At 37.6% G+C, this 16599-nt stretch carries 9 protein-coding genes; all 9 read right to left on the bottom strand.

The window, feature by feature from the left end; all coding sequences use genetic code 11:
* Nucleotides 1-68 precede the first annotated feature (68 nt).
* The 9 genes from gltB to BM157_RS03475 all read right to left on the bottom strand — a co-directional run bounded on the left by gltB (nucleotide 69) and on the right by BM157_RS03475 (nucleotide 16587).
* On the bottom strand, nucleotides 69-4610 hold the full coding sequence (gltB, locus tag BM157_RS03435) for a glutamate synthase large subunit (RefSeq protein WP_090139939.1): 4542 nt from the start codon (nucleotides 4608-4610) through the stop codon (nucleotides 69-71).
* A 507-nt stretch (nucleotides 4611-5117) separates the two neighbouring features.
* Nucleotides 5118-6047 (bottom strand): diacylglycerol/lipid kinase family protein, encoded by a 930-nt coding sequence (locus tag BM157_RS03440; RefSeq protein ID WP_242854088.1) that lies wholly within the window; start codon nucleotides 6045-6047, stop codon nucleotides 5118-5120.
* 104 nt (nucleotides 6048-6151) lie between these two features.
* Complete coding sequence (locus BM157_RS03445; RefSeq protein WP_055174098.1) at nucleotides 6152-7765, bottom strand: MBL fold metallo-hydrolase RNA specificity domain-containing protein; 1614 nt, start codon at nucleotides 7763-7765, stop codon at nucleotides 6152-6154.
* A gap of 102 nt (nucleotides 7766-7867) precedes the next feature.
* On the bottom strand, nucleotides 7868-9298 hold the full coding sequence (locus tag BM157_RS03450; RefSeq protein ID WP_090139941.1) for a GDSL-type esterase/lipase family protein: 1431 nt from the start codon (nucleotides 9296-9298) through the stop codon (nucleotides 7868-7870).
* A 25-nt stretch (nucleotides 9299-9323) separates the two neighbouring features.
* Entirely contained in the window at nucleotides 9324-11954 is a 2631-nt protein-coding gene (locus tag BM157_RS03455; protein WP_456361687.1) for an NYN domain-containing protein, read from the bottom strand.
* Nucleotides 11947-12813 carry an N-carbamoylputrescine amidase gene (gene aguB / locus BM157_RS03460; RefSeq protein ID WP_055306168.1) on the bottom strand — a complete coding sequence of 289 codons (867 nt, stop codon included), beginning with the start codon at nucleotides 12811-12813 and terminating at the stop codon, nucleotides 11947-11949. The genes BM157_RS03455 and aguB overlap by 8 nt, the downstream gene beginning before the upstream one ends.
* 127 nt (nucleotides 12814-12940) lie before the next feature.
* Nucleotides 12941-14098, bottom strand: coding sequence for an agmatine deiminase (gene aguA / locus BM157_RS03465; RefSeq protein ID WP_022502617.1), 1158 nt, complete (start codon nucleotides 14096-14098; stop codon nucleotides 12941-12943).
* A complete protein-coding gene (gene nspC, locus BM157_RS03470) occupies nucleotides 14095-15312 on the bottom strand; it encodes a carboxynorspermidine decarboxylase (RefSeq protein WP_090139943.1) in 1218 nt (405 codons plus the stop codon). Before nspC ends, aguA begins: the two co-directional genes overlap by 4 nt.
* 15 nt (nucleotides 15313-15327) lie before the next feature.
* Nucleotides 15328-16587: a saccharopine dehydrogenase family protein gene (locus BM157_RS03475; RefSeq protein ID WP_055306171.1), complete on the bottom strand. Its 1260-nt coding sequence runs from the start codon at nucleotides 16585-16587 to the stop codon at nucleotides 15328-15330.
* Nucleotides 16588-16599: the final 12 nt, after the last annotated feature.

Raw genomic sequence — 16599 nt, forward strand, 5'->3', positions numbered from 1 at the left:
ATTTTCACAAATATGTACCAGCAGACTTATAATCTGCTAATACATATCTGTTATTGTACATTTCTATCTTACTTAGTTGCTGCATAAAATGCTTCAATCTGAGCCTGTTCACTGCTAAGACCTTTTTCTTCCATCTGAACAATCATATTAAGCATCTTCTTATAATCATGTGGCATAATCTTCTTAAACTTAGGAAGATATTCGCCAAAGTTGTCTAACACTTCTTTACCCTTCTTAGAATTAGTATAAGCAACGTGTTCTGTAATCATCTGCTTAAGTTCAAGTACATCATACTTGTTAGTTACAGGTTCAAGTGATACAAGCTGCTTGTTGACTCTCTTATAAAGTGTTGTGTCATCATCAAGAACATATGCAACACCGCCGCTCATACCTGCTGCGAAGTTCTTACCAGTTCTACCAAGTACAACAACCCTTCCGCCTGTCATATATTCACAACCATGGTCGCCAGTACCTTCAACAACTGCTGTTGCACCAGAGTTACGTACACAGAATCTCTCACCTGCTACACCATTGATAAATGCCTTGCCACTTGTTGCTCCATAGAGTGCTACGTTACCGATGATGATATTCTCATCTTCCTTATAAGATACACCTGTTGGTGGATATACAATAAGCTTACCACCTGAAAGACCTTTTCCGAAGTAATCGTTGCTGTCACCGACAAGTTCAAGTGTAAGTCCCTTAGGGATAAATGCACCGAAGCTCTGTCCGCCAGCACCTGTACATTTAACTGTATAAGTATCTTCTGCAAGGCTCTCACCAAATCTTCTTGTTATCTCTGCACCAAGAAGTGTTCCTAATGCTCTATCTGTATTAGTTACATCAACCTCAACACTTCTCTTCTGCTTCTTATCCATAGCATCCGAAAGCTTCTTAATAAGAATCTTCTCATCTACTGTCTTCTCAAGTTCAAAGTCATATACATTCTTCTTATCATACTTAATTGAAGAAGCTTCCTTAACATAAGGATTGTTAAGTATATTAGAAAGGTCAACCTTTGAAGCTCTTCCGCTTCCCTCTACATCTTCTCTTGCTTCAAGGAAATCTGTTCTTCCTACAAGTTCATCAACAGTCTTAACACCAAGCTTTGCCATATATTCACGAAGCTCCTGTGCGATAAATCTCATAAAGTTGACAACATATTCAGGCTTGCCTGCAAATCTCTTTCTAAGCTCAGGATTCTGTGTAGCAATACCAACTGGACAAGTATCAAGGTTACATACTCTCATCATTACACAGCCCATTGTTACAAGTGGAGCTGTTGCAAAACCGAATTCTTCTGCACCAAGCATAGCTGCTATTGCAACATCACGTCCGCTCATAAGCTTACCATCTGTCTCGATTATAACCTTATTACGAAGTCCGTTCATTGTAAGTGTCTGATGAGCTTCTGCAAGTCCTAATTCCCAAGGAAGTCCTGCATTATGTATAGAACTTCTTGGAGCTGCACCAGTACCTCCATCATAACCTGATATAAGGATAACCTGTGCACCTGCCTTGGCAACACCAGAAGCTATAGTACCAACACCTGCTTCTGATACAAGCTTAACTGATATTCTTGCATTCCTGTTGGCATTCTTTAAATCATATATAAGCTGTGCTAAATCTTCGATAGAATAAATGTCGTGATGAGGTGGTGGTGATATAAGTGATACACCTGGTGTTGAAAGACGTGTCTTTGCAATCCAAGGATATACCTTCTTTCCTGGAAGATGTCCACCTTCACCTGGCTTAGCACCCTGTGCCATCTTAATCTGGATTTCCTTAGCACTTACAAGATACTTGCTTGTAACACCAAAACGTCCTGAAGCTACCTGCTTGATAGCTGAACATCTGTTAAGTCCGTCAGCACCTACTGTAAGTCTGTCTTCATCTTCTCCACCTTCACCTGAGTTAGACTTGCCGTGAAGCATATTCATAGCAATAGCCATAGTCTCGTGTGCTTCCTTAGAGATGGAACCGTATGACATGGCACCGGTCTTAAATCTCTTAACGATAGAATCAACACTCTCTACCTGATCTATATTTATTCCCTTCTTAGGGAACTTGATATCCATAAGTCCTCTTAAGTTCTTAACGCCCTCTTCTTTATTAACAAGAGCTGTATATTCCTTAAATGTATTATAATCACCTGTACGTGCTGCAAGCTGTAAAAGATGTATTGTCTGTGGATTGTAAAGATGTTCTTCTTTTCCACTTCTCATCTTATGAGCGCCCTCACTGTCAAGAGTTGTATCTGTTGAAAGTCCAAGTGGATCAAATGCCTTAGAATGAAGTGTTTCCACATCTTCCTGAATATCCTTAAGTCCGATTCCTTCAATTCTTGATACAGTACCAGTGAAGTACTTATTAATTACATCTGAGTTAATACCAATTGCCTCAAATATCTTAGCACCCTGATATGACTGGATTGTTGAAATACCCATTTTAGCTGCAATCTTAACAATACCACTTATAATAGCATTGTTGTAGTCATCAACTGCTGCATAGTAATCCTTGTCAAGCATATTAAGGTCGATAAGCTCCTGTATGCTCTCCTGTGCAAGATATGGGTTGATAGCTGATGCACCATATCCTAAAAGTGTTGCAAAATGATGTACATCTCTTGGCTCACCACTTTCAAGTATAACTGCCATACTTGTTCTCTTCTTAGTCTGTACAAGGTAATGCTGTACAGCACCTACTGCAAGAAGTGATGGAATTGCAACGTGATTCTCATCAACACCCCTGTCTGAAAGGATAATGATGTTAGCACCTTCTCTGTGTGCCCTGTCAACCTCTACGAATATATGGTCAATAGCCTTTTCAATTGATGTATTCTTATAATATGTAATAGGAATTGTCTCTACCTTAAAGCCTTCAACTTTCATATTCTTAATCTTTAAAAGATCTGTATTAGTAAGAATAGGATTGTTAATCTTTAAGTTCTTACAGTTCTCTGGCTTTTCCTCAAGCACATTTCCATCTTTACCAAGATATACAGTAGTTGAAGTTACAATCTTTTCTCTTATCGAATCAATAGGTGGATTAGTAACCTGTGCAAATAACTGCTTAAAATAGTTAAATAAAGGCTGGTGTCTGTTAGAAAGCACCGCAAGTGGTGTATCTATACCCATAGCTCCAATTGACTCTGCTCCATTAAGTGCCATTGGAAGTATTGATGTTCTGAAATCTTCATATGTATAACCGAAAGCTTTCTGTAATCTTGCTCTTTCTTCCTTAGTATGTGTTGGAACTTTCTTGTTAGGAATCTTTAAATCACAAAGATTTATAAGATTGTTATCAAGCCATTCACCATAAGGCTGCTTAGTTGCATACTGCTCTTTAAGCTTGTCATCATCAATAAGCTCTCCCTTAACTGTATCTACAAGAAGCATTTTTCCTGGATGAAGTCTGTCCTTAACTTTAATTCTACTCTCATCTATTGGAAGTGCACCTACTTCTGATGAAAGAATAAGATAACCATCATTAGTAATATAGTATCTTGAAGGACGAAGACCATTTCTATCAAGAACTGCTCCCATAATATCTCCATCTGAGAAGAGGATTGAAGCAGGTCCGTCCCAAGGCTCCATCATTGTTGCATAATACTGGTAGAAGTCTTTCTTCTCCTGCTCCATAGCTTTATTATTGCTCCAAGGCTCTGGAATTGTAATCATAACAGCAAGTGGAAGTGGCATACCATTCATTACAAAGAATTCAAGAGTATTATCTAACATAGCTGAATCTGAACCGTTAGTATTAACAACTGGTGTTATCTTAGACATTTCATCTTCAAGATATGGAGAAACCATAGTTTCTTCTCTTGATAACATTCTATCTGCGTTACCTTTGATTGTATTAATCTCACCATTATGAACAATAAATCTATTAGGATGAGCACGTTCCCAGCTTGGGTTAGTGTTAGTTGAAAATCTTGAATGAACAAGTGCAATAGCTGACTCATAATCTTCATCTACAAGATCCTTAAAGAATGTTCTTAACTGTCCAACAAGGAACATACCCTTGTATACAATAGTTCTGCTTGAAAGCGAACAGACATATGTATCTTCTGCTGTCTGCTCGAATACACGTCTTGCAACATAAAGCTTTCTATCAAAGTCAATTCCCTTATTAACATCCTTAGGTTTCTTTACAAAGCCCTGCATAATGTATGGCATACAGTCAACTGCCTTTTTACCAAGTACATTAGGAAATGTTGGAACTTCTCTCCAGCCTAAGAACTCAAGACCTTCTTTTTCAACGATGATTTCAAACATCTTCTTAGCACGGTTTCTTGCAAGTTCGTCCTGTGGGAAGAAGAACATACCTACACCATACTCTCTTTCCTCACCAATCTTAATTCCAAGAGGTTTAACTGCTTTCTTAAAGAATTTATGTGATATTTGAAGAAGGATACCTACACCATCACCAGTCTTTCCCTCTGCATCTTTACCTGCTCTGTGTTCGAGGTTCTCAACGATGCTTAATGCGTCTGATACTGTCTGATGTGTCTTTACTCCCTTGATGCTTACAACTGCACCGATGCCACAGTTATCGTGTTCAAACTGTGGGCTGTAAAGTCCAGGCTGATTATTTTGATTTTCCATAGTCTGCTCATCCTTTCATATATAATCTGTAATGCAAGTCTTATCGTATGATTTGTATAATTAACAATCGTCTGATTTAACCCACAAATGTGGTAGACTTGTTTTTCTTGTGCTTAATATACTCCTATTTTTTTATCTTGTAAACTTTTTATTTGGTTAAATTATCAGATTATTCAATTATTTGTAATTTAATACATTATTATCTGACTATTTCATTGAATCAGCACTTAAAATATATTATACGCAAACATATTAATACATTTTATATATCAAGTCATCTTTCTATCAGCCCATATTCCAACATCACTTTATCATAAAATTTAAAATTGTGTCTAAATTGTTTATCTTTTAAGTTCCATTTTCTGCCCTTAAAACTAAAGTTGTAAAAAAATAAAGTGATAAAAGCCATATACCCTTGCTGATAGCTTTTATCACTTTAATTATTTAATATTTCGACATATTTTTTACAAACAATTATTAATTTAATTAACTTTATCAATCCGCTTATTAATTTAATAAATCTTTTTCTTCTTTTTTCCTTCTTTTCTTAACTATGAAATCCACCGCTTTCTGGCAGACTTTTAAGTTGACATTATTATGTATGCCTCCAAATTCTCCGTCAAGTGTCCACTTAACTTCTTCCTTTGACTCAAATGTTATATCCTTGGTCTTAAATGTATATACCATATCGCAGTCATCTATCTTCTGTGTTATAAAAGCATTAACTATTGCCTGTAAATCCATAGGATTCTTAATCTCCCTTATAAGGGTAACTTCAAACATTCCGTCCTGATAATCAACTCCTTCTGCTATAAGGCCTTTCATTCCGCCTATTGAGCTTGCGTTGCTAACCATTCCATATATAAATGAATCTTCCACATTAAGTTCATCGCTCTTAATCTTCATTCTGCAAGCCTTAAGATTAGATAATCTCTTAACACCCTCAATAACATACGCCTGATGACCTAACACATTCTTAAGATCCTGCGGTGTTTCGTAGGCAACATCTGTAAATGCACCAAAAGCTGCCACATAATTAAAATATTTATGGTCATTGGCAATTCCTATATCGCATGGAAAGCTTTCACCATTGATTATATTGCAAGCAGCCCTGATCTTATCTGACGGTATTCCAAGACTCCTGGCAAAATCATTAGTAGAACCGCTTGGAATATAACCTATCGGTGGTTTAACTGTACTATATCCTGCTACAGCACTGACAATCTCATTAAGAGTACCATCGCCGCCACTGCATACAATAACATCATATCGTCCTTCATCAGCTTTAACTCTCTCAAATCCGTCCAGTGCTGCTTTCGTAGGATACACAGTAACCTCATAGTCCGCATTGGAGAATATCTGAATAATCTTTAACAAAGAATTCTTAATCTGAGCCTTACCAGAATTAGGATTGAATACAAAAAGCATTTTTTTCATAATAATCTCCATTCTTATCTAATCGCTTAAATTATATATAATTATATTATTAATAATAATTTACTATTATTATATTTATAATTATTTCATCTTAAATTATTCTCTTATCTGTCCCATTTATCGCAAAGTGAATTAATCTGGTCTGTAAACTTCGCAAGATCCTTATTCGCACCGCCCTCATTGTGTGCAATAACACTCATAAGTCTCTTACCAGCCGCAACAAGCCTGTCAAATACGCTCTTATTACGCTTATTAACTGTTGTTCTTCTGCTCTTCTTCTCCTTATTGCCCTCAGCAATCATCTGTCCTGTAATCAGGTCAAATGAAGTGCCGGTATATGGAGCATACGCATCAAAACCATATTCTTCTTTAAGACATTGTGTAAATTCTTCACACACACTGTCCTCACCGTGTACAACGAATACCTTTCTTGGCTTATTGGTAAATGCATTCACCCAATGAATCAGACCGTCTTTATCAGCGTGTCCGCTTGAACCCGGAAGCTGTGCAATCTCTGCTTTTACCTGAATTGGCTCACCAAATAACTTAATCTCGTCAATTCCGTCAACAATAATTCGTCCTGTTGTACCATTGGCCTGATAACCTACAAAAAGTATCGTACACTCTGGTCTCCACAGATTGTGCTTTAAATGATGTCTTATTCGTCCGGCCTCACACATACCAGATGCTGATATGATTACCTTAGGATTAGTATCAAAATTAATCATCTTGGACTCTTCACTTGATATGGCATATTTAAGCCCCGGAAAAGATAAAGGATTAATCCCCTGTCTTACAAGTTCAATCGCATCTTCATCAAAGCACTGCTCTACATTCTTACTAAACACCTCTGTAGCTTCAATTGCAAGAGGGCTGTCGACATACACATCAAAATCCCTGTCCATAAGTCCATCCGCTTTTATCTTTCTTATATGATATAAAAGCTCCTGTGTTCTTCCAACCGCAAATGATGGTATAACAACATTACCGCCTCTGTCAAATGTACGCTTGAATACTTTGACAAGCTCAGCCACATAATCAGGTGTTCCATTATGGCTTCTGTTGCCATAAGTTGACTCCATAACAACATAATCTGCATCTGCAACTGTTGCAGGGTCCTTGGTTATCGGCTTATGAACATTGCCTATATCTCCAGAGAATACAAGCTTTCTTTCAACCCTGCCCTCTGGTGTATCTTCTGATGCCCATACTTCAATACTGGCAGAACCAAGCAGATGTCCTACATCTCTTAATCTTATGCTCACATTATCATCAATCTTTACAATCTTCTCATATTCAAGACCAACGAACTGCTTCATAACCTCATATACTGCTTTTGCATCATATAATGGAATAAATTCCTTTAAAGTGCCATTAGAACGCTTAGCCTTTCTGTTACGCCACTCAGCTTCAAACATCTGTATATGTGCACTATCTCTTAACATTATGTCACATAGCTGTACTGTCGCCTCTGTACAGTATATCTTTCCCCTGAAACCATTCACATAAAGAAGTGGAATAAGTCCTGAATGGTCAATATGTGCGTGGGTAAGAAGCACATAATCAACATCACACGCTGGAATTGGAAGCTCCTGATTCTCATACACATCATTGCCCTGCTCCATTCCGCAATCAATTAAAATGTTCTTGTCTGCCACCTGTAGATAATGGCAGCTTCCTGTCACCTCGTGATCTGCTCCTAAAAATGTTATTCTCATAAGCATACCCCCAGTCCAATATTCAATTAACACAATCCTGTTTAATATATGAAACACAGCCTTCTTCTATGTTCTATATTTTGTTAGATTTATTATAACATTTTATTCATTCTTTGTATATTTAATATTAGAAAATATAACATCTGCATTTCTTGATACGAACATTCCTACATATACATGAGCCGGGTCAATTGCAGTAAGCTTAAAATCATATCCGCCTGTAATAACATCACCCTTTCCAAACTTAGCCGCATATCCGTCAGAAGAAGATGAAAGCATAAGCTCATACTCCCCACCTTCTTTTATAACCTCATTCGTATCTTTTCCAAGCACAAGCTGTCCGCTTCGTCTTGCAAATGTAGCTGTCGCCTTCTCACCCTTTGTTATAAATAATGGTGCGGCGGCAACATAATCTCCTAATATGTCAGGCATATTCTTATCAATATAGCAGTCATCTCTTACCATAAGCCCAAAAGATACCTGGTCATTAGCAAATATTTTATTAACCTTAACTGTTGCTGTAAGAGTAAAATGCTCTGTTATATCAACTTTTTTATAATACATAGCAATGCCGTCTGTTACAGCAGATATCTTGCCTCTGTTATTTCTGACAGCTATATTCATATCACCATTATCATCTTCTCCAAGAGTAAAGTCTTTATCATCAACTTCTCCTAATACATCACCAAATACAGCCGCCTTGTACTCTCCATAATCCTTAAACAATCTGCTGTCTGGAAGCTTATCGCTGAATACAACTGGAACATAATCTTTATTAGATACAAGAAACTTTTCTTTATAATCTAATGGGTTGTTATCAATGTTCACAACATTTTCCGACAGACCACTTATATTAAGTTCTTTCACTGCTGACATTATCATATAAGCATTAACCCTTGCTCCCCATATGTTAGTATGTGTATTATCAACGCTCAGCTTATTATTAGATGGCCACGCATGAAGATATATTGTATTATCAGATCCTAACTTTTCATATTCATCCCTGGTAAGCTGTGTCATATCTATAACCGGAACGCCAACGGCTTTTCCTAATTCTCTTACTGCAAGTGCATAATCTCCGCCTTTATACTGTGCAACGTCCTGTGTAATATGAAGTTCTGTGGCTTTCCATTCGCCAGATGCACTTCTTCTTACAATAGGAGTACAAAGTATAGGATAACAGCCTGCATTCCTTGCTTTCCTGATATAATTAACATATAAAGTATTAGCAAATGTTCCTTCTGTCATATAGTCACCAACAGGACTTGTATATCTTTCCTTCTCTGTCTTTTCATCATTGTGTCCAAAACCTATTAAAAGATAATCACCCTGCTTCATTCCATTAATAAGCGTATTATATTCAGGCTCTGAAAGATAACTCTTACTGCTTCTGCCAGATAATGCAATGTTGACAACCTTGACATTATCATTAAGGTACTTATCAAGCATTGTTCCATAACCATATCTTGGATAGTAGTATTTATCCTCAAAACTGCTTACTGTTGAATCTCCTATAACCCATAATGTACTCATAATCCATAACCTCGATTTCCATTAATTAATATGTCCTGTTAAGGTAATCGCTGCGGATATGCTCCTCCATAGCTTTTACCTCTTTCTCAAATTCTCTTGCTGAATACAAAAGACAGCCTGCTCCACGGATAATAACCTGCTCAAGTCCATCTGATGTAGCAACTGTTATATTATATTTCTTTCCATTCTCATGTGCAAACTTTTCTATATAATGGTCTGCCGTTTCTGCCTCTTTCGTGTATACAACGTGAATATTATGATAGTCCATATATTCTTCATGATGTCCTGATACCCTGTAAGCATCAAATACAACGATAAGCTCACACTTCTTCATACCCTGATAATTGCACATTATATCAAGAAGCTTATCCCTTGCACTGTCCATATTAATTCTTGACAATTCCTCAAGCTCGCTCCACGCGTGTATTATATTATAGCCGTCTACAAGAAGATACGATATTGAATTTGTCTGCTTCTTAGACTGCGAAGCTTTATACTGTCCATTATTATAGCTTCCACTGCCAGAGGCTGTTACATATCTTCCCATTTCATCAGAGGCTTTTCTTTTAGACATATTACGTCTTTCATTATCACCCCTGCTGTTAGCAAAGTACGTCTGTGCCAGTATTCTGTCAACTTCATCTGTTCCAATCCATTCATCAGATACCGTTCTTGCTGCTTCTTTTGGTGTGAGAACTACATTTTCATTAGTTCCCACTGGATTAAGCACGCTGTCAACGTGTGCATAATCTTTGACTTCATACCAAGGCACATTAAAACCTGAACCGTGCGCACAGAATACTGAATCTGCTGGATTTCTTGTATCTCTCTCGGCTTCATATCCGATTTGTTCAATAACCTCATCTGTATTATGACAAGGTCTGTAGCCAGACATTTTAAGTCTTAATACTCCCTTTCCCCTAGTGTACGCATTAACCTCTGCCTGATAGTTACCAACAGTGGCAACAGGACCAGCACCCTTTATTACTGCTTCATCACCATTATCGTTAATCTCAAACTGTGCACCCATTCTCTCAAAGTCAGTCATAGCCCTGCCTATATACTGTCTGTCAAGTATTAGAGTGAATTCATAAAATGGCTCAAGCAGTACACTCTCTGCCTGCATAAGTCCATTTCTTACTGCCCTGTATGTAGCCTGCCTGAAATCTCCGCCCTCTGTATGCTTGTTATGTGCTCTGCCTGCAACAACCGTTATCTTAACATCAGTAAGTGCTGAACCTGTAAGCACACCCTTATGTGTCTTTTCACACAGATGTGTATATATAAGCCTCTGCCAGTTCTTGGCAAGCATATCCTCACTGCAATCAAGCTCATACTGCATACCGCTCCCAGCTTCACCCGGCTCTAATATAAGATGCACCTCCGCATAATGTCTTAAAGGTTCAAAATGTCCGATTCCTTCAACTTTATCAGCTATGGTTTCCTTGTATACAATGCTTCCTTCAGAAAATGTCACATCACAATCGAAACGTTCCTTAATAATATTCTGAAGGACTTCTATCATAACAGGTCCCATAACCTGCACATGTATTTCTTTAAAGCTCTCATTCCATTCAATGTGAAGCTGTGGTTCTTCCTCCTCAATCATCTTAAGTTTAGGAAGCATCATAAGCGGGTCTGTTCCTGCTGGAAGATTAATCTTATAATTAAGCACAGGGGATAACACCGGTGCATTATCATTATTCTCCCTGCCTAATGCCTGTCCTGCATAGGTGCCCTCCGGCCCTGTTATTGCACATATACTTCCACATACAGCTTCATTTACCGAAGTGTACTTCTCACCTGAATATATTCTGATCTGGTTAATCTTCTCACCATTAATAAGCTGTTTAGCTTTAAGGCTTCCGCCTGTAACCTTAATGTGTGTAAGCCTTTCACCCCTGTCATCTCTTGATATTTTATATACTCTTGCTGACATATCCGACTGCTTATCATCACCATTTTCAGATACCTCACAATATTTATTCATAATATCAAGAAGTCTGTCCACTCCATCAAGTCTTAATGCAGAGCCGAATATTACAGGAAATACTTCTCTTTGGCTTATCATATTTCCTATAAGCTTATCATCAACAATGCCTTCATCTAACACCTGCTCTAATGCTTCTTCATTGCACACAGCAAGCTCTTCATAATCAAGCCTGTCAAAATCCACACATCCTGATGATAACTTATTCTTTAATTGTTCTAATATTCTATGCTTGTCTGTTCCCTGCTGGTCCATTTTATTGACAAATATAAACACAGGGACTTTTAATCTCTTTAAAAGTCCCCAAAGTGTCTCTGTATGTCCCTGAACCCCATCCATTCCGTTAATAACAAGAACAGCATAATCAAGCACCCAGAGCGTTCTCTCCATCTCTGCCGAAAAATCAACGTGTCCGGGTGTATCAAGCAATGTAACATCTAAATCTTTGTAGGTAAATACTGCCTGCTTGGAAAATATCGTTATTCCACGCTGTCTTTCATAATCATTATTATCAAGAAACGCATCTTTGTTATCTACTCTTCCAAGCTTTCTTATAGCTCCCGATGTATACAATATGCTCTCAGATAATGTTGTCTTACCTGCATCAACGTGGGCAAGCATACCTATAACAAGTTTCTTCACTACGTTTATCTCCAATTCAGTTATATATTTCCGGTCTTCTATCTCTGAATAACCCCCACGATAATCTGTCTGTCATATATTCATCTAAATCAAACTGTGCAACAAGTACTTCTTCTGTATCTCTTCCTGCTTCACATATGACTTCACCTGTATTATCTGTTATAAATGATGAACCATAGAACTTGAGTGAACTTTTCTGTCCACCATTTGCCTCGCAAGGGTCTACTGTTTCTATTCCAATTCTGTTAGCTGCCACCACAGGAACAAGATTACAGCCGGCGTGTCCCTGCATACACCTTCTCCAATGAGGCATACTGTCACATTCAAGTATAGGCTCACTTCCTATAGCTGTAGGATAGAATAATATCTCTGCACCCTTTACCGCTAATGCTCTTGCCGTTTCAGGGAACCACTGATCCCAGCATATTCCTATACCTATATTGCCAAACCTTGTATTAAACACCTTAAATCCTGTATTACCCGGCGTAAAATAGAATTTCTCCTGATAATAATGGTCATCTGGAATATGTGTCTTTCTGTATATTCCAAGATTGCTTCCATCAGCATCAATAACCGTAACTGTATTATACAACACATTTATGTTTTTTTCATAAAAACTTACAATTATAACAACTCCAAGTTCCTTAGCAGTCTGTGTAAAATGCTGGACAGCATCATTTTCTTGTACGCTTTTGGCATAGGCGTAATATTCATATCTTCTCTCCTGACAGAAATACTGTCTTTCAAATAATTCTGGCAGAAGAATTATATTAGCTCCCTTTTTTACTGCTTCTCTTGTCATTTCATCAGCTTTTTTTATATTATCGCCGACATTATTACTGCACCGCATCTGAATTGCCGCAGCTTTTACTTTTCTGCTCATATTACCTCATTTCCGTGTCTGTCACACTAAAACCAATCTATAACCTATTACGCTTTGACTTCTTTTTATACCTTAATTGTGCCAGCAGCACTAATCCGTAACATATATACCACTTTAATATATCCTGTTATTGCGGTATCTGCTGTGTAATACAATGTATATTGCCTCCACCAACAATTATATCTCTTGCATACACACCAATAACCTCATACTCTGGCATAAGATTCTGAATAAGATCTACTGCCTGCTTATCTTTAACATCGCCAAACTGTGGAACAAGCACAATATCATTGGCTATATAGAAGTTAGCATAACTGGCCGCAAGCCGCTCTCCCGCTTCACGCATATCTTCTCCTGCTTCAAACACAAGACCCTTTAAATCATTATCAGTTATGCACACTGGGACATCCGGTATATGCAGTTTATGAACATTAAACTTACGTCCTCTGGCATCAGTTTCTCTTTCAAGCACCTTCATATCAGCCAAAGACATTGCATATTGAGGATCTTCCTCATTATCCGTCCACGCAAGAACTACATTAGCTGGTGAGGTAAATGCACACACATTATCAACGTGTTCATTAGTTTCATCATTATATATTCCATATGGAATCCATATAATTTTCTTTGCCCCTAGATATTTCTTAAGATTATGCTCAATCTGTTCCCTGCTCATATCTGGATTTCTTCCCTTGCTTAAAAGACAGCTGTCAGTTACTATAACCGTACCTTCACCATCACTGTGTATAGAACCTCCCTCAAGCACAAACGGATTGGCATCATAGCAATCATATCCTGTCATATTACAGAATTGCAGAGCTGCTTTATCGTCCTTTTCCCAATTCTTGTAAAGTCCGTCATAATCGCCACCCCACGCATTGAATTTCCAGTTAATCCCACGTACATCACCTGTATGTCCGTTTTTTACAAACGTGGGACATACATCTCTTGCCCACGCATCATCTGTTTCGATGCAGACTACTTCAATATTCCAGGCAGCTTTAATATCTTCACTGGCTTTATTACATTCTCCTGTTACAGCGTCTTTTATTTTCATAAATCTTGCTTCTGCCTGTGCATAGTGCTTCTCATCTGCTAATATATACACTTTTTCGTGTCTGGATATTATATGTGCAATATCCACAAATACATTCTGTGCAGCTACAGCATTATAAGGCCACGAGCCTGTCCTTACAGGCCATATCATAATTGTAGCCTTGTGCCTGTCATATTCTGCCGGCATATAATAGCCATCTTCTATAGGTGTAGTATCTGTTATTCTCACGAAAGCCTCCACTTAAAATCTTCATAACCAAATTCTTTAATAACCCGCACTTCTTTATCTTTCATTACCGCTATAGCTGGAAGTGGTATTCCATTAAATGTATTATTCTTTACCATTGAGTATATCGCCATATCCTCAAATACAAGCCTGTCCCCTATATTAATCTTACTGTCAAACTTATAATCACCTATAATATCTCCTGCAAGACAGGTATATGAAGACAGCCTGTATACATTTTCTCTGTATTCTTTTTTATCTTTATACTTCATAATATCTTCATTTTCCTGAATATCTTTACCAGCAGTAACATCTTTATATTCTTTGATATTTTTAATTATCTGTGCCCCCCGAAGTGGTGGTGTATATGGCATTTCGAGGACATCTGGCATATGGCACGCGGCAGAAGCATCAAGTATAAGCGTTTCGATTCCATTATCAACCTTATCTAACACCTCTGTAACAAGATAACCGGCATTAAGAGCAACAGCCTCGCCCGGCTCTAAATACACCTGTACATTATATTCACTCTTTATGTGATTAACGCAGCCAATAAGTGTATCTATATCATAATCTTTTCTTGTTATATGATGTCCACCGCCCATATTAATCCACTTCATATTCTTCATAATATGCCCGAATTTATCTTCAACTGCTTTAAGTGTAATTGCAAGTGCATCTGAATTCTGCTCACAGAGAGTATGAAAATGAAGTCCCTCAACTCCATTAAGAACTTCCTCATCTGCCTTGTTTAACATATCAATAGTTACTCCAAGCCTTGAACCATACGCACAAGGGTCATATATTGCATTATCACCCTGCGTAGATATTTCCGGATTAATTCTAAGTCCTATGCTGATACCGCTTCTTATACATTTTTCCTTATAACGCATAAGCTGCCCTATGGAATTAAATATTATATGGTCACATATTTTTACAAGTTCATCTATATCCTTTTCTTTGTAAGCAGGAGCATAGACGTGATTTTCTTTATTCATCTCTTCCCTGCCAAGCCTTGCCTCATACAATCCACTTGCTGTTGTGCCACTTATGTATCTGCCAATTAACGGATATTCATAAAATGCTGAAAATGCTTTCTGTGCAAGCAATATTTTACATCCTGTTTTGTCTTCAACATATTTTAAAATTTCAAGATTATGAACCAGAATATTCTCATCTATAATATATGCTGGTGTTGTAATATCATCTATTGTCATCAACTCTTATATCCTCTATTCTACAAGCTGTGGATTTTCCTCAACTACCCAAGGAAGTCCCCATTTATTAAGTGCTTCCATATATGGATCAGGATCAAATTCTTCCACATTGTATACACCTGCTTTATTCCACATTCCTGTGACAACCATCATTGTTCCTATCATTGCAGGAACTCCTGTTGTATATGATATTGCCTGTGATTCAACTTCCCTGTAACATTCCTGATGGTCACATACATTATAAATATATATTGTCTTTTCTTTTCCATCTTTTCTTCCCCTGAATATACAGCCAATGTTAGTCTTTCCTACTGTTCTTTCTCCAAGTGTAGCAGGATCTGGAAGAAGTTCTTTTAAGAGCTGTATAGGAACAACTTCAACACCATTGACTTTTACAGGGTCAGTTCTTAACATTCCAACATTCTCAAGACATTTCATATGTGTAAGGTAGCTCTGTCCAAATGTCATAAAAAATCTTATTCTTTTAACTCCCGGAATGTTTTTAGCAAGCGATTCTATCTCCTCGTGATGTAAAAGATACATATCCTTCATTCCAACCTGTGGGAAATCATATTCTCTCTTTATAGACATAGCTGGTACTTCTACCCAGTGTCCATCTTCCCAATATGAGCCAGGTGCTGATACTTCTCTTAAATTAATCTCAGGATTAAAATTAGTCGCAAACGGATAGCCGTGATCTCCGCCGTTGCAGTCAAGAATATCAATTGTGTCTATTTCATCAAAGTAGTGCTTAAGTGCATATGCTGAAAATACACTTGTTACACCAGGATCAAAGCCCGTTCCTAAAAGTCCCATTATTCCAGCTTCTTCAAATTGCTTCTTATAATTCCACTGCCAAGAATAATCAAAATAAGCTGAAAAACCTTCTTCCTTACATCTTTTTTCATATATAGCTCTCCACTCAGGATCTTCGGTATCTTCTGCTTCATAGTTAGCAGTATCAATATAATGCACCTTTGTCTTAAGGCAGGCATCCATTATTGTTAAATCCTGATATGGAAGTGCAAGGTTAAGCACTGCCTCTGGTTTATAGCTTTCAATAAGCTTCACAAGTTCTTCTACATTATCTGCATCAACCTTTGCTGTTGTAATTACTGTCTTTGTATCAGGCTGTAATTTATCCTTTAAAGCATCACATTTGCTCTTAGTCCTGCTTGCTATACATATCTCTGTAAATACTTCACTGTTCTGACAGCACTTGTTAATTGCCACTGTTGCAACTCCACCACAACCTATTATTAATACTCTGCTCATAATTATCCTCCA

The sequence above is a fragment of the [Lactobacillus] rogosae genome, assembly GCA_900112995.1.
Classification (GTDB): domain Bacteria; phylum Bacillota; class Clostridia; order Lachnospirales; family Lachnospiraceae; genus Lachnospira; species Lachnospira rogosae.

Excerpts from the sequence above, each read along its gene's own strand:
- gltB (WP_090139939.1), bottom strand. The coding sequence starts at position 4,610 with ATGGAAAATCAAAATAATCAGCCTGGACTTTACAGCCCACAGTTTGAA.
- BM157_RS03440 (WP_242854088.1), bottom strand. The coding sequence starts at position 6,047 with ATGAAAAAAATGCTTTTTGTATTCAATCCTAATTCTGGTAAGGCTCAG.
- BM157_RS03445 (WP_055174098.1), bottom strand. The coding sequence starts at position 7,765 with ATGAGAATAACATTTTTAGGAGCAGATCACGAGGTGACAGGAAGCTGC.
- BM157_RS03450 (WP_090139941.1), bottom strand. The coding sequence starts at position 9,298 with ATGAGTACATTATGGGTTATAGGAGATTCAACAGTAAGCAGTTTTGAG.
- aguB (WP_055306168.1), bottom strand. The coding sequence starts at position 12,813 with ATGAGCAGAAAAGTAAAAGCTGCGGCAATTCAGATGCGGTGCAGTAAT.
- nspC (WP_090139943.1), bottom strand. The coding sequence starts at position 15,312 with ATGACAATAGATGATATTACAACACCAGCATATATTATAGATGAGAAT.
- BM157_RS03475 (WP_055306171.1), bottom strand. The coding sequence starts at position 16,587 with ATGAGCAGAGTATTAATAATAGGTTGTGGTGGAGTTGCAACAGTGGCA.